The sequence below is a fragment of the Rubricoccus marinus genome (genome assembly GCF_002257665.1).
Taxonomy (GTDB): Bacteria; Bacteroidota; Rhodothermia; order Rhodothermales; family Rubricoccaceae; genus Rubricoccus; species Rubricoccus marinus.
The window spans coordinates 1-21,985 of the sequence record NZ_MQWB01000001.1 but is presented as its reverse complement, the minus strand read 5'-3'; the positions used below and the strand labels follow the sequence as shown (position 1 = coordinate 21,985).

Annotated in this window: 18 protein-coding genes; 10 read left to right on the top strand and 8 right to left on the bottom strand. The window is 70.1% G+C overall.

Annotation, left to right across the window (positions count from 1 at the left end; genetic code table 11):
* Nucleotides 1–981: a hypothetical protein gene (locus BSZ36_RS00085; protein WP_094545136.1), complete on the top strand. Its 981-nt coding sequence runs from the start codon at nt 1–3 to the stop codon at nt 979–981.
* Nucleotides 982–1,007: 26 nt separating this feature from the next.
* On the opposite strand, the gene BSZ36_RS00080 is transcribed toward BSZ36_RS00085, so the two are convergent.
* Nucleotides 1,008–1,805: a methyltransferase domain-containing protein gene (locus BSZ36_RS00080; protein WP_218827490.1), complete on the bottom strand. Its 798-nt coding sequence runs from the start codon at nt 1,803–1,805 to the stop codon at nt 1,008–1,010.
* A 91-nt stretch (nt 1,806–1,896) separates the two neighbouring features.
* Between BSZ36_RS00080 and BSZ36_RS00075 the strand changes: the two genes are divergently transcribed.
* Together BSZ36_RS00075 and BSZ36_RS00070 are read left to right on the top strand one after the other, a co-directional pair.
* Nucleotides 1,897–4,326: a membrane dipeptidase gene (locus tag BSZ36_RS00075; RefSeq protein WP_094545135.1), complete on the top strand. Its 2,430-nt coding sequence runs from the start codon at nt 1,897–1,899 to the stop codon at nt 4,324–4,326.
* Between the two features lie 38 nt (nt 4,327–4,364).
* Nucleotides 4,365–5,315 (top strand): phosphorothioated DNA-binding restriction endonuclease, encoded by a 951-nt coding sequence (locus BSZ36_RS00070; RefSeq protein WP_094545134.1) that lies wholly within the window; start codon nt 4,365–4,367, stop codon nt 5,313–5,315.
* Here BSZ36_RS00070 and BSZ36_RS00065 read toward each other — a convergent pair.
* Nucleotides 5,303–7,192 (bottom strand): DUF294 nucleotidyltransferase-like domain-containing protein, encoded by a 1,890-nt coding sequence (locus tag BSZ36_RS00065; RefSeq protein WP_094545133.1) that lies wholly within the window; start codon nt 7,190–7,192, stop codon nt 5,303–5,305. The genes BSZ36_RS00070 and BSZ36_RS00065 overlap by 13 nt on opposite strands.
* Nucleotides 7,193–7,234: 42 nt before the next feature.
* Here BSZ36_RS00065 and BSZ36_RS19140 point away from each other — a divergent pair, with 42 nt between their 5' ends.
* Both BSZ36_RS19140 and BSZ36_RS00060 read left to right on the top strand, forming a co-directional pair.
* Nucleotides 7,235–7,375 carry a hypothetical protein gene (locus BSZ36_RS19140; protein ID WP_179270934.1) on the top strand — a complete coding sequence of 47 codons (141 nt, stop codon included), beginning with the start codon at nt 7,235–7,237 and terminating at the stop codon, nt 7,373–7,375.
* Nucleotides 7,376–7,458: 83 nt separating this feature from the next.
* Nucleotides 7,459–8,709: a hypothetical protein gene (locus tag BSZ36_RS00060; protein WP_094545132.1), complete on the top strand. Its 1,251-nt coding sequence runs from the start codon at nt 7,459–7,461 to the stop codon at nt 8,707–8,709.
* A gap of 38 nt (nt 8,710–8,747) precedes the next feature.
* Here BSZ36_RS00060 and BSZ36_RS00055 read toward each other — a convergent pair whose 3' ends face one another.
* The 4 genes from BSZ36_RS00055 to folP form a co-directional block, all read right to left on the bottom strand.
* The gene (locus tag BSZ36_RS00055; RefSeq protein ID WP_094545131.1) at nt 8,748–9,743 is read right to left on the bottom strand and encodes a DUF368 domain-containing protein; all 996 of its coding nucleotides are present in this window, start codon (nt 9,741–9,743) and stop codon (nt 8,748–8,750) included.
* A gap of 113 nt (nt 9,744–9,856) precedes the next feature.
* Nucleotides 9,857–10,519 carry a protein-L-isoaspartate(D-aspartate) O-methyltransferase gene (locus tag BSZ36_RS00050; RefSeq protein WP_094545130.1) on the bottom strand — a complete coding sequence of 221 codons (663 nt, stop codon included), beginning with the start codon at nt 10,517–10,519 and terminating at the stop codon, nt 9,857–9,859.
* Nucleotides 10,519–11,367, bottom strand: a complete 849-nt coding sequence (cdaA, locus tag BSZ36_RS00045) for a diadenylate cyclase CdaA (RefSeq protein WP_094545129.1) — start codon at nt 11,365–11,367, stop codon at nt 10,519–10,521. The genes BSZ36_RS00050 and cdaA overlap by 1 nt, the downstream gene beginning before the upstream one ends.
* Nucleotides 11,364–12,380, bottom strand: coding sequence for a dihydropteroate synthase (gene folP / locus BSZ36_RS00040; RefSeq protein WP_094545128.1), 1,017 nt, complete (start codon nt 12,378–12,380; stop codon nt 11,364–11,366). Before folP ends, cdaA begins: the two co-directional genes overlap by 4 nt.
* 179 nt (nt 12,381–12,559) lie before the next feature.
* On the opposite strand from folP, the gene BSZ36_RS00035 reads away from it, so the two are divergent.
* Complete coding sequence (locus tag BSZ36_RS00035) at nt 12,560–13,402, top strand: sigma-70 family RNA polymerase sigma factor (protein ID WP_094545127.1); 843 nt, start codon at nt 12,560–12,562, stop codon at nt 13,400–13,402.
* 56 nt (nt 13,403–13,458) lie between these two features.
* Here the strand turns inward: BSZ36_RS00035 and BSZ36_RS00030 are convergent, their stop codons facing one another.
* Complete coding sequence (locus tag BSZ36_RS00030; RefSeq protein ID WP_179270933.1) at nt 13,459–14,472, bottom strand: extracellular solute-binding protein; 1,014 nt, start codon at nt 14,470–14,472, stop codon at nt 13,459–13,461.
* A gap of 259 nt (nt 14,473–14,731) precedes the next feature.
* Between BSZ36_RS00030 and BSZ36_RS00025 the strand changes: the two genes are divergently transcribed.
* A complete protein-coding gene (locus tag BSZ36_RS00025) occupies nt 14,732–16,630 on the top strand; it encodes a TonB-dependent receptor plug domain-containing protein (RefSeq protein ID WP_143536688.1) in 1,899 nt (632 codons plus the stop codon).
* Nucleotides 16,631–16,794: 164 nt separating this feature from the next.
* Here BSZ36_RS00025 and BSZ36_RS00020 read toward each other — a convergent pair whose 3' ends face one another.
* Nucleotides 16,795–17,475 (bottom strand): hypothetical protein, encoded by a 681-nt coding sequence (locus tag BSZ36_RS00020; RefSeq protein WP_094545124.1) that lies wholly within the window; start codon nt 17,473–17,475, stop codon nt 16,795–16,797.
* A 105-nt stretch (nt 17,476–17,580) separates the two neighbouring features.
* On the opposite strand from BSZ36_RS00020, the gene BSZ36_RS00015 reads away from it, so the two are divergent.
* The 3 genes from BSZ36_RS00015 to BSZ36_RS00005 all read left to right on the top strand — a co-directional run bounded on the left by BSZ36_RS00015 (nt 17,581) and on the right by BSZ36_RS00005 (nt 21,764).
* Nucleotides 17,581–19,311, top strand: coding sequence for an NAD+ synthase (locus tag BSZ36_RS00015; RefSeq protein ID WP_094545123.1), 1,731 nt, complete (start codon nt 17,581–17,583; stop codon nt 19,309–19,311).
* A gap of 706 nt (nt 19,312–20,017) precedes the next feature.
* Nucleotides 20,018–20,941, top strand: a complete 924-nt coding sequence (locus tag BSZ36_RS00010; protein WP_094545122.1) for an aldo/keto reductase — start codon at nt 20,018–20,020, stop codon at nt 20,939–20,941.
* 79 nt (nt 20,942–21,020) lie between these two features.
* The gene (locus tag BSZ36_RS00005; protein ID WP_094545121.1) at nt 21,021–21,764 is read left to right on the top strand and encodes a pirin family protein; all 744 of its coding nucleotides are present in this window, start codon (nt 21,021–21,023) and stop codon (nt 21,762–21,764) included.
* Nucleotides 21,765–21,985: the final 221 nt, after the last annotated feature.

Below are 21,985 nucleotides of genomic sequence, written 5' to 3'. Positions count from 1 at the left end.
ATGATCGTGTTCTGCCACTACGGCGACGCCCCGTACCTGCGCTACACGCTCCAGAGCGCGAGGCTCACCAACCCGGACCGCCCGGTCGTGCTGCTCGGGGACGGCGCGAACGAGGCCACCGCCGCTCAGGCAGGCGTGCGGCACGTCCACTTCGAGCGCTACGCGTACGGCGAGGACTGGGAGACGTTTGACCGCGTGTTCCGGCCGGTCCAGGGGCGCCTGCACCGGCAGCACAAAGGGGGAAGGGACTGGCTCCGCTTCGTGTTCGAGCGGTGGTTCTTCGTGCGCAACTTCGTCGCGTCCGAAAGCGCGTCGCCGTTCTGGCACTTCGACTCCGACGTGATGATCGCGACGAGCCTCGCGCAGGCGGAGCCCTCGCTGAGCGCCGTGGACTGCACTGTGCAGTGCAACGGAAGCTGCATGAACGGCTACGTGGCCGGAGCCGACGTGGTGGGCTCCTACGTCCGCCACATCAACGCGCTGTTCCAACGGCCAGACTACCTCGCCGCGCAGCAGCGCGAGTTCGACGAGGAGCAGCCATCGTGGGCGTTTACCGAGATGCGGGCCTTCGAGTCCTGGCGCGAGGAGACCGACGTGACCGCGCGCCCGCTCACGGCCCCTGTCAATGGGATCGCGTTCGACGACGGCCTGTGCTTCCCCGCCGGGTACACGACCGAGCGGCTGGGATCCGGGCAAGTCGTCAAGCGGGTGCATCTCGGGGAGAACGGGACGTTCTGGGCCCAACGGGCGGACCTGACGGCCTGGGACCGCTTCGGCGCTCTCAACCTCAGTTGGGTCCCCACCTACCTTTTCGAGATCGTCCTCGAACACCTCCAAACAGGCCAGCCGGGCCGCACGGATGCGCCTCCTTCGGGGCGCGAGCCAACCCTTGGCTCCGCTCCCGTGCCGCTGAGGCACCGATCGCAGGATTGGTGGATCCGCGCCAAAGGCATCGTCAACCGCGCGATCGGCCGGGCGTAGCACCGCGGCCTCTGGCGAGGCGCACCCTAGTGACTACCCGCCGCTCCCTCCTTCCGCGCCACCATGCAGTACCCCAGCGGGAAGCGGCGCGCGCGGTCGCCCTCGGTCAGCTTGCGCAGCGGCGTCCGCGAGAGCGCCCAGCCGCTGGCGCCGACCCACGCCGCCGCCAGAGGCTTTGCCGGGCCGAGCGCGCGCGCCATCAGGTCTGCGAGCGCGTAGAGTCCGCCGCCCGTCGTGCGCACGCTTTCGACGCGTAGACCGGCGCCAGAGGCCAGGTCGCGCAGGGCGTACTCGGTAAAGCGGTAGTAGTCGTGCGGCTCCTCGTGGAGCCAGTAGTAGAACGGCACGTGCAGGATCAGCGACCCGCCAGAGGCCATCACGCGCGCCGTCTCCTCGAAGGCGAACTGCGGGCGCCGGAGGTGCTCGAAGACGGACGACGAGAGAACGGTATCGAACGAGCCGTCCGGATACGGGATGCCCTCGTTGAGGTCGGCCGTGGCGTCCAGGTAGTCCGTGCCGTGCAGGGAGCGCGCCCAGTCGATGCACGTCACCGTGTCCACGAGCGGGCGGTACGTGCCGTAGAGCGGCGCCTTGCCCGCGCCGAGATCCAGCAGGCGGCCTCTGGCGTGCTCGCGGATCGCGCGCTCCAGCGCCTGCGCGGACTGATCGGCAGAGAGGCGGCTGCCGACGTAGACCTCGGCGCGGTCGCGCGAGGCGCGGAGGCCGCGGCGGGTCTGGACAAACTTGGAGGGGCGCCAGTCGGCTTCGTTCTGCACAGGGGTGGCCGGCGGGTGAGCGCCAGAGGCGGGAGGGTCGGGGTGCAATCTCGCGCCAGAGGCGGGCGCAGGCCTCTGGCGCGATGGTCCTGTCTGGCGAGGGGCGTCGTATGGGTACACAGCCCCCTCCCCTCCTCCCATGAGAGTCCTTCCCGTCGTCCTGCTTCTCGCCGCGCTCCCCGCCTTTGCACAGAGCGGCCCCTCGGCATCGGACCCGGCGGCGTCTTCCGACGCGCAGACGTGTGCCTTTGCCGGGCCGGTGATGGAGGACGTGTGGGACGAGTTCGAGGAGCAAGCCCTCAACGCGGGCTGCGCCCTCCGCACCGGGCTCGGGGTGAAGACCGGCTTCTGCGCCGCCGCGCACTTCACGACGGGGCTCAGCAGCAGCCTCGTCGGTTGGTGGAACTCGGCCGTCGGCAACAGCTGGGCGACGATCGGACCGCGGCGGCTGACGCCAGAGGTCCAGAGCGGCACCATTCAGGGCCAAACCGCCCGGACGTTTGTCGGGGTCGCGCCGGTGTTCTCCCGCACGACCGTCACGGTCGACAAGGAAGGCGGCCAGGCGCCGACGGAGGTCACGGTCTGCGCGTACGACCGCGACGGACGCTCGGAGGTGATCGCGCGGCGCTCCTTCGCCAGAGGCCGCAACACGGACCCCGGCCCGGAGCGGCTGGACGTGACCGGGGCCAACGGGCGCATGATCGCGGTCAACATCAACGGCAACCCGACCAACCCGCTCAACCGCTTCGAGTACGAGATCTCGTACTCCACCGAGCCGGTGCGGTGGGACTACCCGGCCACAGGCTTCGCCGATCTCCACTTGCACCAAGCCGCCGACCTCGCGCAGGGCAGCGGGTGGTACTGGGGCTCGCACGCCGTGGACGCGAACGCGGCCGAGATCTGCGATCACACGACCCTCACGGGTGCCGTCGTGGACCAGCTGATTCCCATCGGCACCAACCCGAGCCAGCACGCCGTCCCGGTCTCGGTCGACCTCGGCGCGGAGCGGATCGATCACGGCAGCGGGCCGCGCGATTTCAGCACGTGGCCCTCGCACGAGGAGATCGCGCACCAGCAGGTGCACCGCAACTGGCTTCGCGCCGCGCACCGGAACGGCCTCAACCTCGCGGTGGTCTCCATCGTGCACAACCAGCCGCTCTGCCGCATGGTGCGCGAGTTGCACCCGCACATCGCGAACCAGCAGTGCGAGGACGGCGCCAGCATTGAGCGCCAACTCGAAGCGCTCCTCGACTTCGACGAGGCCAACGACTGGTACGAGATCGCCGTCCACCCCTGGCACGCTCGCAAGATCATCCACGAGGGAAAGCTGGCCGTCGTGCTCTCCATCGAGAGCAGCAACATGTTTCCCGCGAGCGAAGGCCCGCTGGATACCCAGCTCGGCGACGTGTACTCGCGTGGCGTCCGCTCGCTCCAACTCGCGCACGAGGTGGACAGCCGGTTCGCCGGCGCCGCTCCCCACATGAAGGTCCCCTTCGAGGTGTTCCAAGCGCTCCGCTACCCGACGACGGCGCTCTCGTCTCTGGTGGACGGCGAGGCAGGGTTCGGAGGCTTCAACTACGAATCTGGATGCTCCTCGAATGACCCCGAGTGCAAGAACTCGATCGGGCTCAAGCCGCAGGGGCATGAGTTGGTGCAACGGATGGTGAGCCGCAACATGATCGTAGACGTGTCCCACATGTCGGAGCAAGCCGTCCGCGATCTCCACGGGGTGATGGTGGGCCAGTACGACGAGTACCCGTTCTACGCCTCACACTCCCGGTTCAAGCCGCTGCTCGACGCGGAAACGCAGGCCAAGCAGCGCGAGTTCGTCACCACCGATGAGCAGATCGGTTTCTTCCTGGACGTGGGGGGCATGGTGGGCGTGCGGACGGGCAACAACGCCATTCTGAGCGCACCCAACCGGAGCGGAGCCTCCGGCCCCGCCGTCGCGAACGACTGCGACGGCTCGGCAAAGTCCTTCGCGCAACTCATCGACTACGCCGACCAGCGCGGCCTCCCCATCGCGTACGGCACGGACCTGAACGGCAACATCCACCAGACGGGACCGCGCACGGGCGATGACGCGTGTCCACGCGAAGGTCCGGATGCGGACGCGTTCTCGTTCCTCGGAACGGCGCCAGCGGCCGGTACCGCCCGACGCCCGGCGGTATCGAGAACGCCCGTGCGAGCTGGGACGTCACGGCCCAGCGTCTCGCGGCCTAGCACGTCACGGCCGAGTGTCTCACGGCCCGGAACGGCACGTCCTCAGGTTACGGCAAGACCCGCCCAGGCCGGCGCGATCCAGCCAGGCTCGACCGCAGCATCGCGCGAGGCGGCGGCCCGAGGCATCGCGCACGTCGGCCTGTTGCCCGGCTTCCACCAAGACCTGAAGGTGCTCAACACGCCCGGCACGGACCGGCTGGACCAGTCGGCGGAGAACTTTATCCGCATGTGGGAGCGCACGTACGACCGCTCGGTGCAGCTTCTCGGCGCCCCCGCCCTGGGCACACCGCAGATCCAGCGAGGGCCCGCGCGCGTGATCCGGCGCGGCACGATCCGGCGCAACTAGCGCCCGGCCTCTGGCGCCAGAGGCGGTAGGTTCGGCCCATGAGCCCGGACGATCTGACACGCCTTTTTTCGAGCCTAACCGTCTGGGAAAACGGTAGCAAACGAGCGCCCCACAAGCCCTTGCTGCTTCTGCACGCGCTTGGGCGCTTCGCCTCTAGCGAGCCACAACTCCCCTACGCCTCCGTTGAAGGGCCACTGGCAGAGTTGCTAGTGGACTTCGGCCGCTCTCAGTCCCGCCCAAACCCTCACTACCCGTTCTGGCGGTTGCAGCGAGACGGCGTTTGGAAGGTCATTCCGACGGAGGGGATCGTGTTCACAGCCTCTGGCGATCCGACGATCACATCCTTGCGCACCGTGAACCCATCCGGGGGCTTCGCACCAGCAGTAGAGGAGACGTTTCGCCAGAGGCCCGAATCAATCGCGGACATTGCTAGGTTGCTGCTGGACGCCCACTTCGCCCCGACGCTCCACGAGCCGATCCTGGACGCCGTCGGGCTGGACCTCGACGCGCTCGGGGCCTCTGGCGCGCCTCGCCAGAGGCGGAAGCGGGACCGTGCCTTTCGCGAGGCCGTGCTCCGCGCGTACGGCTACCGCTGCGCTGTGTGCGGCTTCGAGACCCGCGTCGGTCGCACGCTTGTCGGGCTGGACGCCGCGCACGTGAAATGGCACCAAGCGGGCGGCGCCGACGAGGTACCGAACGGCCTCGCGCTGTGTGCGCTCCACCACCGGCTACTGGACCGCGGCGCGTACACGCTCGCGCCGTCGTCCTCGCACGAGATAATTGTCGACGTGGCCGAGGACGCGCACGGGGGCGAGGGCTTCGAGCGCTGGCTGCTCGCCTACCACGGGCGGCCTCTGGCGCAGCCCGTGCAGAGCGGCTACCGCGTGGCGGAGCCCTCTGCGGCGTGGCACCGCCGCGAGGTGTTCCGCGGACCGGCGCGCGAGCCTCTGGCGCTAGAGGCTCGCGCGGGGGCGGCTCAGGTGCCGTAGAGCTTGCCGAGGTCCTTTTGCGCCTTGCCGATGGTCTTGAGCGTCTCCTTGAGGAGGTTCTGCTGGCTCTGGTGCAGGCGGCCGGGATCGAGGCGGTCGGTCGGCGTGCCGCCGCGCTCGGCGACGGCCATCTGCTCGCGGAGGTGGAGGTCCACGAGCGTCGCGAGGGCGGGGAGCAGCGACTGCGCCACGCCAGAGGCCTTGTGATCGGACTCGGCGACGTGGCGGAGCCGGTCGAAGGTGTTGGCGGAGCGGAAAAAGTCCGTGTCTACGGCCATCGCGCGCGCCATCTGCACGATGGGCTGGAGCACGCGGTGGCGGAGGTCGATGCCTTCGCGGCCGTCCGGGCCTTCGTCGGTCTCGAAGCGGTTGAAAGTGCTCAGCGGCAGGCTGGTGTTGGTGCCGCCGCTGGCGAGGACGCGCACGAGCCGCTCATTGGGCAGGTGCTCGCGGATGGTCTCGATCAGCGCGTCGCCAAGCGCGTCGTCGCCGTGGAGCACGCGGAGGTCGAAGCACAGCGCCGCGCGCGAGGTGGCGTCGGCGTCCTGCGCGCTCGCCCAATGGGCGTAGGCCGCGCGCCACGCCGCCAGAGGCTGGCGGAACGCTTCGGCGCGGGCGGTCACGCCCTCGTCCGGCGGCTGGAAGCCGCAGCGCTCCAGCGCGGCCACGATGCGCGTCGCGAGCTCTTCGTAGTAGGCCGGCGCGTGCTCGCCAGAGGCGTCGTCGTAAACGAGCCCGTTGTCCTGGCCCACGTTGAGGGCGCTTTCGAGGCGGCCGGCGGGGCCAAACGCGAGCCACGCCCACGCGCCGTCCACGACATCGTTGGGGCGCGTCTCTTTCCACTCGCTCCGGAGCTCTTCTTCGACGAGGTGGAACAGGCGCTCCTTGAGCTGATCGTCTACCTCGGTCGTGACCGAGAGGAGATCCTCGCTCTGCACGCCCTGGCCGGCAAGGCGGCCCAGGCGGCGGGTGCTCTCGGCGCGGATGGCCGCGAGGTCCGCGACGGTGGGCGAGCGCTCCATGCGCTCGGTCGTCGCCACGGGGTCCAGGCCGCGGACGTGCGCGATGTCCTCGCTGGAGAGGAGCCCGGCGAGCTTGCCGTCGGCGCCGGTGACGACGACGCGGCGGACGCGGTGCGCCATCATGGTGCGGACGGCGTCGAAAAGACGGGCCTCGGTGCGGAGCGCGATGGGCGGGCGCTCGACGAGCGCCATGACAGGTCCGTCGGCGTCTGCTGTGCCGGCCACAACTTTTTCGGCGACATCGCCCTCGGTGATGATCCCCACCGGCGCCCCAGCTTGTACGATCACGACCGCGTCGCGCTCGGCGGCGCACATCTGGCGGACGGCGTCGCGCACGGTCGTCTCGGGAGTCACAGCCACGGTCCCTTCGCGGACGACCGATCCCAGCGTGGTGTCGAACAGGAGGAACGCGCCCTGCGCGTCGGTTTCGGTGTCGAGGCCGCGCACGTAGCGCTTCATGTCCTCCTCGAAGTACGACGCGAAGGCATCGTTCTCGCCCCGGAGCCGCTTAAACGCGTCGGCGGCGATGAGGGCGCACGTGGTCTGCTCCACGGCTCGCGCCTCGAAGGGGAGCGCGCCGCCTTGCATGAGGCCGTAGGAGCCGAAGGTGGAGCCCGAGCCGCGCATGTCCACCAAGCGGTCCTCCTCAGCGTCGGTCAGCCGCACGAGGCCTTCGGCGACGAAGTACAGCGCGCGGTGGATGTCTTCGCCCTGCTCGAGCACGACCTCGCCCGGCGCGTAGATCTCCAGCGTCATCTTCTCCGTGAGCGACGCGCGCTCGGCGTCGGAGAGGGAGTCGAAGGGAGCGGTGGACGCGAGGAGGTCGGCGACCTGAGAAGCAATCGAGAGAGCCATCGGGGACGTGCGGGCGGAGAGGGACGGGGTAGGACGCGCCCGGTGCGCCTCGGATCCGCAGCGCCAGAGGCCCGGGCCGAGCAGGCCTCTGGCGGCCAGCAACTCCGCGGCCTCCCAACGGTCCCCGGTGCAGACGGACGGCCCCTTCCCGGCGGCCCTCGTGCGATTGCACGCGCCGCGTAACCTGCGCCAGGCACTTCGTAGGACGGTGCGTACCGGAAGCGCTTTCCGCTGTATTCTATCCGAATCGAACCCTCCCTACGTCTATGCCGTTTCGCGCCGCCTCCCTCCTCTTGATGCTCGCGTTCCTCGCCTCGGCGCCTCTGGCGCAAGAGGCCCCGACGGGCACGCTCCGCGTGGCGTACGACTGCCAGACCGGCGGCTGCGACCGGGACTTCTTCCAGACCGAACTGCCCTACGTGCAGTTCGTCCGCGACCAGGGCGACGCCGACGTGTTCGTGCTCATCACCAGCGAGAGCACGGGCGGAGGCGGGCAGCGGTATGCGCTCGCGTTCTCGGGCCGGAACACGTACGACGGCCAGACAAACCGCCTGAACGTCTCCGTCCCCGCCGACGCGACGGAGGACGACGCGCGGCGCGCGCTGCTCTCGCGCCTGCGCCTCGGGCTGACGGGCTACGTCGCGCGGACGCCTCTGGCGGAGCGGCTGACCATCGCCTACGCCGCGCCAGAGGCCACGGGCGAGGCGGCGGTGCCCGAGGCCGACCCGTGGAACGGGTGGGTGTTCAGCCTGAGCGGCTCGTCGTTTTTCCAAGGGCAGTCGCGGTCGTCGTCGTTTAACGGCTACGGCAACTTCAGCGCCGAGCGGACGACGGAGGCCTGGAAAACACGGCTGAACGTTTTTAGCAGCTACAACCGCGACGCGTTCGACATCGACAGCGTGACGACGATCGTGAGCGAGACCTCCAGCCAGGGCGGCAGCGGGCTCGTGGCGCGGAGCCTCTCCGAGCACCTCACGGCGGGCTTCGAGGGATCGGTCAACCGGAACACGTTTTCCAACTTCGACGCGCGGTTTATCGCCGGACCGGCGGTCGAGTACAGCCTGTACCCGTACAGCGAGTCCACGCAGCGGCTCGTCACGGCAAAGTACGGGCTGGGCGTGGAGGTGGCGGCCTACGCGGACACGACCATCTTCGGGGAGATCCGCGAGGTGCTCCCCCGGCACGCCGTGGAGATCGGCACCAACCTCTCGCAGCCGTGGGGCTCGGTGGACGTATCGGTGTTCGGCCAGCAGTACCTCTCCCGGCCGGATAAGTACCAGGCCGGCTTAAACGGTGGCTTCAACGTCCGCGTGGCGCGCGGCCTGCAGGTGGACGTGTACGCCTCGGCGAGCTACATCCGCAACCAGCTCTCGCTGGCCGCTGGCGACCGGTCGCCCGAGGAGATCCTGACGCAGCAGCGCGAGTTGGCCACCAACTTCCGCTACTTCGGCAACCTCGGGATCACGTACTCCTTCGGCTCCATCTTCAACCAGACGGTCAACCCCCGCTTCCGGTAAACACCCTGCCTCGCGGCGCGGCCTCTGGCGCCAGAGGCTCAGTTCTCGGGCAGGTCCGCGACGGGCTCATCCGCGCCGGTCCCGAGCCTCTTGCGGCCGGCGTACGTCAGCGCGGCCACGATGCCGAAGCCGAGCAGCGCGAGGCCGAGCGCCGGCGCCCAGCCCACGCCGCTGCCGAGCATCAGCGCGGGATCTGCGTTGGGGCTGAGGAGCGTGGACGGGTCCGGCACGCGCTCCACGATGCCGTCCGAGCCGGTGTGCTCGGCGAAGCCGACCCACGGCCAGAGTGCGCGGAGCGAGCCCGCCAGAAGCCCGACGAGGACGGTCATGGTCACGTCGTGGTGGCGGTCGAGGAGCCAGCTGAGAGCTTTGGCGGCGAGGCCGAGGCCCAGCCCGGCCCCGAGCGCGAACGTGAGGACGTAGCCGACGTCCAGGCTGCGGAGCGCCTCCAGCGTGGGGCGGTACAGCCCGAGGACTTCGAGGAGGAACGCGCCGCTCACGCCCGGCAGGATCATCGCGTTGATGGCGACCGCGGCCGTGGCGGCGATGCGGAAAAAACCGGGGTCCGCAGCGTCGCCGCTGCGCGGGAGGCCGACGAGGAAAAACGCCGCGAGCGCGGCCACCACGGCGACGGCGTAGTGCCACGTGCGGTGCTCGTGCCGCTCGCGCCACGGGATCACGAGCGAGGCGGCGACGAGCCCGAAAAAGAGCGCGCGGCACTGGATCGGGTACGTGTCCAGCAGCTCCGGCACGATCAGGCTCCCGATCACGATCGCCACGCCGATGCCCACCGCCAGAGGCGCGAGCAGCGGCCACGGAATCTCGCGGAGCTGGGCCCAGGCCTCTCGCGGACGCCCGCGCACGAGCGTGACGACCGCCGTGAACCCGTCGCCGATGGCGGCGATGAGGTCTTTGTAGATGCCCACGATCAGCGCCATCGTGCCGCCACTCACGCCCGGGATAATGTCGGCGGAGCCCATGAGCAGGCCCTGGAGAAAGCGGAGCGGCGCGCGGCGCCAGGAAGGATCGGACATGGTCGGCGGGCGGGTGAGGCCTCTGGCGAGAAAGGAAGAGCGGCGCCAGAGGCGGCTCAAGGTCCGGCCTCCGGCCTCTGGCGGCAACCGAAGAGACCGCGAGGGCCGGCGCGCTAGGCCCCCGGCGTGCCGGGGAGGAGCGGCACGAAGCGGACCTTCGCCAGAGGCTCCGTCTCGATCTCGTCGGCGCCCGTGCGGCGGATGCGGTAGATCTGCTGCTGTCCGTCGTGCTCGCCGATGGGGATGACGAGGCGGCCGCCGGGCTTCGTCTCAGTCGGCGCGCGGAGTTGCTCTACCAAGTCCGGCGGCACGTCCGGCCCTGCGGCGGTGACGATGATGGCGTCGTACGGCGCGTAGGCGCGCCAGCCTTCCATCCCGTCGCCGTGGCGGGTGCGGACCGAGATGCCGTGCTCCGCAAGGACGCCGCGGGTCTGGTCCAGCAACGGCTTGTGCCGCTCGACGGAGAACACGCGGGCGCCGAGCGCGACGAGAACAGCAGCTTGGTAGCCGCTGCCCGTCCCCACTTCCAGGATGCGCTCGCCCGGCTGCGCGTCCAGCAGCGCCGTCATGTACGCCACGGTAAACGGCTGCGAGATGGTCTGACCGCGCCGGATGGGGATCGCCTCGTCCTCGTAGGCGCGGTGCTGCAAGCTGCTGTCCGGGATGAACACGTGCCGCGGGACCGTCCCGATGGCCTCCAGCACGCGCTCGTCCGCGATGCCCTTCGCGCGGAGCAGCTCCACGAGTTCACGGCGCAGGAAGGCGGCGTTGCGCATCAGGCCTCTGGCGTCGCCGCCGAATCGCTGGAGGATGCTTCGGCGCCAGAGGCCGGCGTGGTGCGCCCACGGTCGGGCGAGAAGGCGGCGTTGAGGCGCGCCTCCACCTCGCCGAGCGAGAGGCCGACGTCCAGCTTGCCGCCCTCGGCGACCGAGATGCGGCCGGTCTCCTCGCTCGTCACGATCACGAAGGCGTCGGTCCGCTCGCTGAGCCCGATGGCGGCGCGGTGGCGGAGGCCGAGGTGCGGGTCCAGCTCTCGCGCGTCCGAAACCGGCAGGATGCAGCGGGCGGCCTCGATCTTCTGCCCCTGCACGATCACGGCGCCGTCGTGGAGCGGCGAGTTGTGCCAGAAGATGCTGACCAGCAGGTCGCGCTCTACGTCGGCCTGGATGCGCGTCCCGCTCTCGATGTAGTTGCGCAGCCCCGTGCTGCGCGCGAACGCGATGAGGCTGCCCATCCGCGTCCGGCTCATCTCGTCGAGCGCGGCCACGATCTCGGCCGTGATCTTCTGCCGCGGCGCCGTCGCCACAAAGCGCCGCACGATGGGGTTGCGGCCCACGAGGAAGAGCGCCTGCCGGATCTCGGGCGCGAACACGATGATGAGCGCGAGCACGAACACGTCGCCCACAACGCCGAACAGCGTCCTGAGCGTGGTCAGCCCCAGCGCGCTCACGGCCACGTTGAGGATGTAGAGCCCGAGGAGCGCGAAGGCGATCTGCACCGCGATCGTCCCGCGGATCAGGCGGTACACCTGGTACACCAGCAGCGTGACCACCGCCACGTCGATGATGTCCCGCCAGCCGACCGGCAGGAACCAGATGTCGATAATGCCGAGAACGCCGCTCATGCCTCTGGCGCCAGAGGCGCGGGCCGTTGAGGCGCAGCCGAATTCCGGGCGGAGCGGTCGGTCCCCGGCACTTCCGCAGGCGGGTGCGCCTGGAACGCGCCAGAGGCCTCTTGCGCGGCGAGGGCGAGACGGACGGCCTCGGCGGTCTCGCGCACGTCGTGGACGCGGAGGATGCTTGCGCCGCGCAACGCCGCCAAGACCGCGAGCCCAACCGAGCCCCACGCGCGCTGGTCGACGGGCGCGGGGTCCCCGTCCCCGCCGAGGACCTGCCCGATGGTGCTCTTGCGCGAGGCGCCCACGAGCACGGGCCGGCCCAGCCTCTGGCGGAGCGCGTCGGTCTGGTCCACGAGCCGGAGGTTGTCCTCCGAGGTTTTGCCAAAGCCGAAGCCCGCGTCCACGATCACGTCGCGCACGCCCGCCTCGTGCGCCGCGCGGACGGACCGCGCGAGCGACGCCTCCACCTCGCCTACGATGTCGCCAGAAGCCCGCACGTGCACCATCTCCCCCGGCTTGCCGACGGCGTGCATGACCACGAGCGGTGCGCCGTAATCGGTGGCGGCCGTGGCCGTCCCGACGCCGTGGCGCAGGCCGGTCACGTCGTTGACGAGGTGCGCGCCGGCCCGCAGCGACGCCCGGGCAACGGGCCCTTTGTAGGTGTCGACGGAGATCAGGACGTGCGGCAGCTCCCGCGCGATGGCTTCGACGACTGGGATCACGCGCTCCAACTCGTCGTCCAGGCTCACCGCCTCGGCGCCGGCGCCGTACGTCTTCCCTTTTGGCCGGGTGCTCTCCCCGCCCACGTCGATGATCGCGGCGCCAGAGGCCGCCATCTCGCCCGCGCGGTCCAGCGCAGCCTGGACGCCGGCGTAGCGCCCGCCGTCCGAGAACGAGTCCGGCGTCACGTTGAGAATGCCCATCACGTGCGCGCGGCCCGGCCGGCAGTCCAGCGCGCGGCCCCGGCAGTCCAGCACCCACCGCGCGGCGGGGTCGGCAGAGGAGGCGGGGATGGGCATCGGGGGGGCGTACGGGACGGGGCAAAAAGGTACGACCCGACGGGCGCGAGAGGCCTCTGGCGACGCGTTATGCCCCCGCCACAAGTGGAACCCTCGCCCCCTCACGCGGTCTACACATACCTTCGGACTCGCGCCACGCGCGCGCCGCTTCTCCGGTCCCACCCCCAACGCCTCTGAGCATGTTCGTTCCTCGCAGCCAGCGGATGCTGGACCAGTACCTCCAGGAGATCGGAACCATTGATCTCCTCAAGCCTGAGCAGGAGGTGGAGCTGGCCGTACGCATCAAGCAAGGCGACGAGGCGGCGTTGCACCAGATGGTCCGCGCGAACCTCCGGTTCGTGGTCTCGGTCGCGAAAAAGTACCAGGGGCAGGGGCTCTCGCTCGCGGACCTCATCAACGAGGGGAACTACGGGCTGATCAAAGCCGCGCAACGGTTCGATGAGACGCGTGGCTTCAAGTTCATCTCGTACGCCGTGTGGTGGATCCGGCAGGCCATCCTGCAAGCGCTCGCGGAGCAGAGCCGCGTGGTGCGGCTGCCGCTCAATCGGATCGGGACGATCTCGAAGATCCGCAAGGCGACAGCGCGCCTGCAGCAGATCCACGACCGCCCGCCGACCGCTGAGGAACTCGCAGCCGACCTCGACATCCCGGTCCAGAAGATCAAGGACGCCTTTGTCCACCAGAGCCGGAGCGTCTCCATGGACGCGCCCTTCGGTGAGGAGGACGACAACAACCTCTTGGACGTTCTCGCGGACGAGGCCGACGTGCCCCCGGACGAGGCACTGCTCGACGAAAGCCTCAAGCAGGACATCGAGCGCGCGCTGGGCACGCTCGACCCGCGAGAGGCCGAGATTACGCGCCTCTACTTCGGCATCGGCCGCGAGCACCCGCTAACGCTGGAGGAGATCGGGCAGAACTTCAGCTTGACGCGCGAGCGCGTGCGCCAGATCAAGGAAAAGGCGCTGCGCAAGCTTCGCCAGAAGCACCGCCGTGAGGAGCTGGAAAACCACGTCGGCGGATAGCCTCTGGCGAGAAACGCAACCGTGAGCCTCGGCCTCTGGCGCCAGAGGCCCGTTGCCTACCGAGCGGCCTCCGGCATCAAGCCCTTCGTACGGAGCAGCGCGAGCGTGCCGTCGAAATCGCGGAAGCGCTCCACGTCCAGGCGCGGGGCGAGCTCGGCGGCGGCCTCGAAGGTGAGGTAGCCCGACGGGACCTCGGCGCCGGCCACGACGGGGATCTCCTTCGTGTTCTCCGCCGCGAACGTCTGCGCCTCGGCCGAGAGCAGGAACGAGACGAACTGCCGCGCGGCCCGCTGGCGCGCCGACGTGTCAAGAACGCCTGCTCCGGTCACCGTCCCGAGGTTGCCGGGATCGCCGGCCGCGAAGGTGTGGAACGCCAGGTCGGCGCCGTCCTCGTTCGCGAGCAGCACGTGGTGGTGGTTGATCAATGCCGCGTCGATCGCGCCTGTGGCCAGGGCGTTCAGCATCTGCTCGTTGGAGGCGTACGCTTTCGCGCCAGAGGCCATCATGGCGTCCAGCCAGTCTGCGGCCACGTTGTCATTGCCCTCGAGGCGGACGGCGGTGAGGAAGTCCTGGAACGAGGAATACGCGGGCGTCCAGCCCAAGCGGCCGTTGAGGACAGCCACGTCCGGGAGGCCGATGATCGACGTGGGCAGCGCGGCTTTGTCCACGCGGTCCGGCGCGTAGGCGAGAACGCGGAAGCGGACGGTGAGCGGAAGCCAGCGGCCGCTGATGGGCACGAACTGGCCGGGGAGCACGCGCATCGAGTCCGGCAGGACGGTGAGCAGGTTGCGCGCCGCCGCGGTGCCCATCGCGCCCGCCGAGTTGCCCCACAGGACGTCGGCGGGGCTGCGGTAGCCCTCCGCGGCGAGCATCGCCAGCAGCGCCGCATCGTCCGCGTAGCGGACCTCGACCTCTAGCCCCGTTCTCTCGCGGAACCTCTGGATGAGCGGCGCGGCGAGGCCTTCCGAGCGGCCGGTGTAGACCACAAGCGGCCCCTCGGCGTCCTCCGGCAGTTGCGAGGTCGGCAGCGCGACAACGCGCGCGGTGTCTGCGGGGGTCTCCGGTGGCACGGAGTCGGCCCGCCCACCGCAGGCGGAGAGCAGGCACAAAGACGCGAGGAGAGAGAGGGTTCGCACCATGGAGACTGTTAGGAGACAGGACCGAAAAGGATAGCTGGCGGCACCTCCAACGGCGGTGAAATCGGAACGCGCGGCCTCTGGCGCGCCGCGGGCCAGGCAATCCCGGCGGCGGACTGCGCGCGGGCCTGCCGACGCCGGGGCAGGCGAGCGCCAGAGGCCGGTAGTTTCGCGCTCGCCTTTCCACTGCCCCGTGCGCACGCTTTTCGCCCTCGCCCTGCTCCTCGCCTCTGGCGCCCGCGCCCAACCCGCCGACTCCGTCCAGGCCGGCGACCTCGGCTCGGAGGTGGTCGTCACCGCCAGCCGCCTGCTGGACGCCGCCCGCCAGACCGGCCGCCACACGACGGTCATCACCGAGGCCGACATCGCGCAGAGCCCGGCGCGGAGCGTGAGCGACCTTTTGCGCTTCGCAGCCGGCGTGGAAACGGCCTCGCGCGGGGATGCCCAGGCCGACATCAGCGTGCGCGGCGCGACGTTCAACGGCGTGCTCTTCCTCGTGGACGGCGCCCGCTTTAACGACCCGATGACGGGGCACTTCCTGAGCGACTTCCCGATCCCTCTAGCGGAGATCGCGCGCATCGAGATCCTGCGCGGGCCCGCCTCGGCGGTGTACGGGCCGGACGCGCTCGGCGGCGTGGTCCACGTGATCACGAAGACGGCCCTCGCCAAGAACGAGGGGGGCGCCTCTGGCGAGGTCGGGATCCGCAACGGCGACCCAGACCTGTGGGGCTTCGAGGCTGCCGCCAGAGGCCGAAGCGCGGCGCGCGCCTGGAGCGTGGCCTACGAAGGGCTGGACATCGGCGGCGAGCCCATCCGCGATGCCGAGGGCGCGCCCATCGTAGGCAGCGGCGGCGAGGTCCGGACCGACCTCTCGCGCCACGCGCTCACGCTCGCGGGCGCGACGGACCTCGGCGGCGCGCGCCTGACGGCGCGCCTCGCGGGCGACACGCGGCACTTCAACGCCTTCCAGTATTACACCCCGTTCGCGAGCGATAGCGCCCGCGAGGCCACCTCGACGGCCTGGGCGCAGCTCGGCCTCGCGGGGGCCTCTGGCGCCACGCGCTGGCGCGTGCAGAGCGCAGGGCGGCTCCACCGCGACCGCTACACCTACTACCCGGGCCTCGCGCCGAACACGCACGTCACCGCCAGAGGCACGCTGACGGCGGACGCCTCTCGCGAGGTGCGCGGCGGCCTCACGCTCGGCGCGGGCGCCTCGGGCGAGGTGCGCGGCATCGACTCCAACAACCAGGGCGCGCACACCGACGCCTCGGGCGGCGTGTTCGCCCTCGCGCGGTGGCAGGCCGCCCGAGGCGTCACGCTCACCGCCAGCGGCCGCGTGGACGCCGACCCCATCTACGGCATCGAGCCCACGCCGATGCTCTCGCTCGCGTGGGAAGCCGCGCCCGCGCTCACGCTCCGGGCCTCTGGCGGACGCGCCGTGCGCGCGCCGACGTACGTGGAGCGGTACTTCAACACGGAGGCCCCGCGCCCCGGCGGCAACCTCGGCAACCCGGACCTCCGCGCCGAACGCGCCTGGAACGCCGAGGCCGGCGCCGACCTGTTCGCCGGGGCGGGCCTCGCGCTGCGGGCCACCGGCTTCTGGCGCCGCACGACCGACCTCATCGACTTCGCGCGGCTCTCGCCAGAGGCCGAGTTCTTCCTCGCGCAGAACGTGCTGGAGGCGCGCGCGGCAGGCTTCGAACTCCACGCCGAAGCCCAGCGCGAGATCGCCTCTGGCGCCACGCTCCGCGCGGAGGCTGCGTACACCTACACCGACATCCAGCTAGACGGCACCGCGCCGGGCGCGGTCTACAAGTACGCGCTGAGCCACTCGCCGCACCTCGTCCAGGCGCGGCTCTCGCTGGGAGTTGGCACCACCCGCCTCGGCGTGGACGGCCTCTGGAAAGAGCGGCTGGACCTGCCCTCGGTCGCGGTGGCGGACGTGCAGCTCAGCTTCGCGGTCCCCGTCGGCGGCGCCAGAGGTGAGGTCCAGCTCTCGGTCCGCAACGTCACCAACGCGCAGTACGCCGAGGTCTTCGGCGCGCCGATGCCTGGCCGCGCCGGCACGGGCGGCGTCCGCCTGCTGTTCTAGCCTCTGGCGCCAGAGGCGACACGCCGCCAGAGGCCTAGGCCGGCTCGGTTGAACCTCGCAGGTGTCATCGCGAGGAGCGCAGCGACGCGGCGATCGGGTTCGCCGGGGCTCGCCTGCACGAGACGGCTTCGCGCGCGAATAGACACCGGTTGTGCGAGGGCGTCTTAGCAGGTCAGGCCCCACGTGATGAGTAGCCGGTCGCCCTCGCGCCAGCGGATCCAGCCCATCGGCTCTGCGGGCTCGGTCCAGTCGGCGCGGCACAAATCCGAGGGCTGCACGCGCACCCAGTCCCCCCTCACTTCGGCGGGCACCCAGCAGTCTCCGATCCAGTCCTCCCCCGCAATGATCTCGGGGACGTGTGCCGCCTCCGCATCGGCCTCTGGCGCCGTGCGGACCGGGTTGGCCTCAGCATTTTCGCGTTGCACGATGGTGACGTGCCGGGTCAGAAAGGTCTCCCACGGCGCGAAGGTCACAGCCCCGCCGGTCCGCAGCCAGAGCGTACGGCCAGTTTCCTCGTGGACGACGACGCGCGCCCAGTCCCCGCGCACCTCCAGCGCGCGGAAGGCGAACAGGTAGTAGTCCGGCCACCACGACTCTGGACGCAGCCACGCAGGCGCAGGCGCCGTCACCTCATCCCCGCCGAGGTGGACCGTGATCTCGTGCTCGGGACGCGGGGCCTCTGGCGAGGCGTAGAACCGCAGAGCGACGGAATCCGGAGGCGCCACGGTTTCGCTGCCGACGAGGACGAAGCCGAGTCCGATGGGGCCGCTGGCGCCAGAGGCGGGCGGCGTGGGCGGTGACAGCGAGAGCGCCGCGAGCGCCAGAGGCAGGAGAAAACGGAGCATGGCGCAAGAGGCGAGAACAGTGCAAGGAACGTCATGCGCCGCCGAACCCGATCTTCGGGCGTCCGTTTGTGCCCGTACCGTTCCCGCCCGCACCGCCTCGGCCCGATGAAAATCGCCCTCTGCCAGATCAACCCCACCGTCGGGGACCTCGCGGGCAACTGCGCCCGCATCCTCGGCCGCGCGCACCGCGCCGCGCGCGACGGCGCCCGCATCGCCGTTTTCCCCGAGCTGTGCGTCACCGGCTACCCGCCGATGGACCTCTTGGACCGACCGGCGTTCCTCCAAGACGTGCGCGACGCGCTGAATCACCTCATGGCCGAGACGCCAGAGGGCCTCGCGATCATCGTCGGCGCCCCGGTCGAGAACACCACGCCCCACGGCAAGCGGCTGTTCAACGCCGCGATCGTGATCGAGCGCGGGCGGATCGTGGGCCAGGTCTCCAAGACGCTCCTGCCTACCTACGACGTGTTCGACGAGTACCGCTACTTCGAGCCCGCCGACGAGCGGCGCGTCGTCGAGGTCGCCGGGCTGCGGCTGGGGCTGCACGTCTGCGAGGACATGTGGAACAACGAGGAGCAGGCCCCCTACCACCTCTACAAGGCCAACCCCATCGACGAGCTGGCGGCCCAGGGCATCGACCTGTTCGTCAACATCTCGGCCAGCCCGTACTGCGTCGGCAAGCCCGAGGAGCGCGCCGAGATCATCGCGGAGTCCTGCCGCGAGCACGGCGTCCCGTTCGTCTACGTCAACACGGTCGGCGCCAACACGGAGCTGATCTTCGACGGCGACAGCCGCGTGCACAACGAGGCGGGCGAGGAGGTCCTGCGCCTCAGCCTCTGGCGCGAGGACTACGCCGTCTGGGACACCGCCACGCAAGAGGCCTCGGGCGGCGGGCGGCGCGACGCCGACACGATTGCCGAGATCCACGACGCGCTCGTTCTCGGGATCCGCGACTACGTGCGCAAAACCGGCGAGGGCGTCTTCGAGAAAGCGCTGATCGGCCTCTCGGGCGGCATCGACTCGGCGGTGACCTGCGCGCTCGCCGCGGAAGCGCTCGGGCCCGACCGCGTGGTCGGCGTGACCATGCCCAGCGCGTACTCCTCTGGCGGCAGCGTGGACGACAGCCGCGACCTCGCCGACAACCTCGGCATCGAGTTCCACGAGGTCAGCATCCGCCCGGCCGTCGATGCCTTCCACGCCATGCTCAACGAGCCTCTGGCGGGACCGCCGAGCGGCGTGACGGAAGAGAACATCCAGGCCCGCGCCAGAGGCCTGACGCTGATGGCGATCTCCAACGCCGAGGGGCACCTGCTGCTGACCACGGGTAACAAGTCCGAGATGGCCGTCGGCTACGCGACGCTCTACGGCGACATGAGCGGCGGCCTCGCCGTGCTCTCAGACGTGTTCAAGGAGCAGGTCTACGCCCTCGCGCGCCACATCAACGAGCGGGAGGGCCGCGAGATCGTCCCGGAGAACACGATCACCAAGCCGCCCAGCGCCGAGCTCCGCCCCGACCAGAAGGACTCCGACTCGCTCCCGCCCTACGAGGTGCTCGACGAGATCCTCTTGCGCTACGTCGAGCGCCACGAATCCCCCCAGGCCATCGTCGCGGCCACAGGCTTCGACCGCGCGACGGTCGAGCGCATCGCGCGCATGGTGGACCGCAACGAGTACAAGCGCCGGCAGGCCGCCCCCGGCCTCCGCATCTCGTCCAAGGCCTTCGGCATCGGACGCCGCCTGCCGATTGTGATGCAGCGGACCCGCATCGCGCCGGACGGCGAGACCGCCGACGTGGCGCCAGAGGCGCAAGCCGAGGCGGTGGGTCACGCGGAGTAGCGCCAGAGGCCTCTGGCGGACGGCGCGCCTCTAGACGCCCTAACAACACCGGCTGTCATTGCGAGCGCCAGCGACGCAATCTCGTCCAGTCGAGCACGGAGAGAGTGGATCGCCGCGTCGCGGAGCCTGCCCTGAGCGCAGCCGAACGGGCTCCTCGCGATGACACCAATAGGGGTTTTGTTAGGCGGTCTTAGTGCGGCGCCCTGCTCCATCCATGGCGTACGTCATTCTCGCGAAGGCGGGACCCCGGCAGGGAAGGCGCTAGCCAAGTCAGAGTGCGAACGCGCGGGGCGTTGTAACCGCCCAACGTGATCCAGGATGTTGTCATCGCGAGCGAAGCGCGGCGATCTCGCCCCGCCGAGCGCTGAACCAAGGGATCGCCCCGTCGCTGCGCTCCTCGCGATGACACCGGTTTGGGGGGACGCCAGAGTCTGCCACTCTAGCAAACAGCGGGGAGGAACCGCCTCTGGCGCGCGTCCTCCGCATACCGATTAGGGTCGCGACACCATCCGGTATGCTGGATTCCCGCCTTCGTGGGAACGACGAGGTAGGTGAGGAGGCGTCGTTTGCGGGAGGATCCTCCCCTGCCTAACGAGAGGGACTGGGCAGAGGCCTCTGGCGATCCCACACACCGCCTCTGGCGCCAGAGGCGCGGATCCGATCTGGATGCAGTTCGTTGTTGCAACAAACACATCTCCTCCCTGACATGGATACCCGCCCCATCGGATCGCTCACCGTTTCCACCGTCGGCCTCGGCTGCAACAACTTCGGCTGGCACATCGACGAAAAGGCCTCTCGCGAGGTCATCCACGCCGCGCTCGACGCCGGCATCACGCACTTCGACACGGCCGACGTATACGGCGAGGGCGCGAGCGAGGAGATGGTCGGCCGCGCGCTGGGTGCGCGCCGCAACGACGTCGTGCTCGCGAGCAAGTTCGGGATGGGCGGCGGCGCCTCGCCAGAGGCCGTCCTCACGTCCGTCGAGGCCAGCCTCTCGCGCCTCGGGACCGACCGCATCGACCTGTACTACCTCCACAAGCCCGACGAGGACACGCCCATCGCCGACACGCTTGGCGCGCTCGCGACGCTCGTCGAGGAGGGCAAGGTGCGCGAGATCGCGTGCTCCAACTTCTCGCCCGCCCAACTGAAAGAGGCCCGCGAGGCCTCTGGCGACGCGCAGTTCGTGGCGCTCCAGAACGAGTACAGCCTGCTCCACCGCGAGCCCGAAGAGGGCACGCTGGAGGCCTGCCGCGACCTCGGCCTGGCGTTCGTGCCCTACTTCCCGCTCAAAAGCGGGCTGCTGACCGGCAAGTACCGCCGCGGCGACGCCGCACCTGAGGGCTCGCGCCTAGGCGGCAAGGAAGGCAGCAAGTTCGAGTCCATGGGCGACTCGCTCCTGACCGAGACCAACCTCGACACCGTCGAGCGCCTTATCGGCTGGGCCGAGAGCCGCGGCCACACGATCCTCGATCTCGCCTTTTCGTGGCTTCTGGCGCACGAGCCCGTCGCCTCGGTCATCGCGGGCGCGACCAAGCCGTCGCAGATCCGCTCCAACGTGGAGGCCGCCTCGTGGCACCTCACCGACGCCGACCTCGCGGAGATCGACGACCTCCTCGCCCAGCCCGCCTGAGCCGCTGGCGCCAGAGGCCTCTGGCGCTCCCCGACCGGCCCGCCAGAGGCGCCTCTGGCGGGCCCCTTCCTCTTCTGAAATGCCCGACGTCGCCGCTCCCACCCTCCGCCTCCGCCGCAGCCACGAGCGCGGCTTTGCCGATCACGGCTGGACCGACATGTGGGCGACGTTCTCGTTCGCGAGCTACCAGGACCCCGAGTGGGTCCACTTCGGTCCGCTCCGCGTCATCGTGGAGAACCACATCCAGCCGCGTTCCGGCTTTCCGGCGCACCCGCACCGCGACGTGGAGATCCTGACGTACGTGGCCGCGGGCACGCTCACGCACGGAGACAGCTTCGGCAATCAGTTCGGCGTCTCCTCTGGCGGGATGCAGCTTATCAGCGCGGGCGCTGCCGGGATGGTCCACTCCGAGGAGAACCTCCACGACGTGATGGAGCACAACTACCAGATGTGGCTCGTTCCGGACCGGCCGGGCACGACGTTCGCCTACTACGACAAGACGTTCTCGCCAGAGGCGCGACAGGGCCAGTTCCGCCTCTACGTCTCGCCGGACGGCCGCGAGGACTCCATGCCCATCAACACGGACGCGTTCGTCTACGCCGGCCTGTTCGCCTCTGGCGATACGGTCTCGCGGCCTCTGGCGCCGGGCCGCGGCGCGTGGGTGCAGATCGTGAACGGCCGCGCACGTGTCGCCGGCGTGGTCTTGGAGCAGGGCGACGGCGTCGGCATCACCGACGCGGACGCGCTCGACTTCGCCTTCGAGGCCGACACGGAGATCCTCCTATTCGACGTGCGCATGGACGCGCCGATGCTCTGGAAATAGTCTCTGGCGCCAGAGGCTCCTTGCGCCGGAGGCCCCGCGGGCCGGGATGACTCTCACCTCCCAGCCGTCATTCCCGCGTAGGCGGGAATCCAGGGTAGTGGGAACGCCTCACCGGTTGCTATCTCTGCTCAGGACGCACGCCAGAGGCGGTCCTACCACGACCTTTCCCTCCCTGCAACGCCAGAGGCCTCCGGCGAGAACACCAGACGCCACTCTGGATT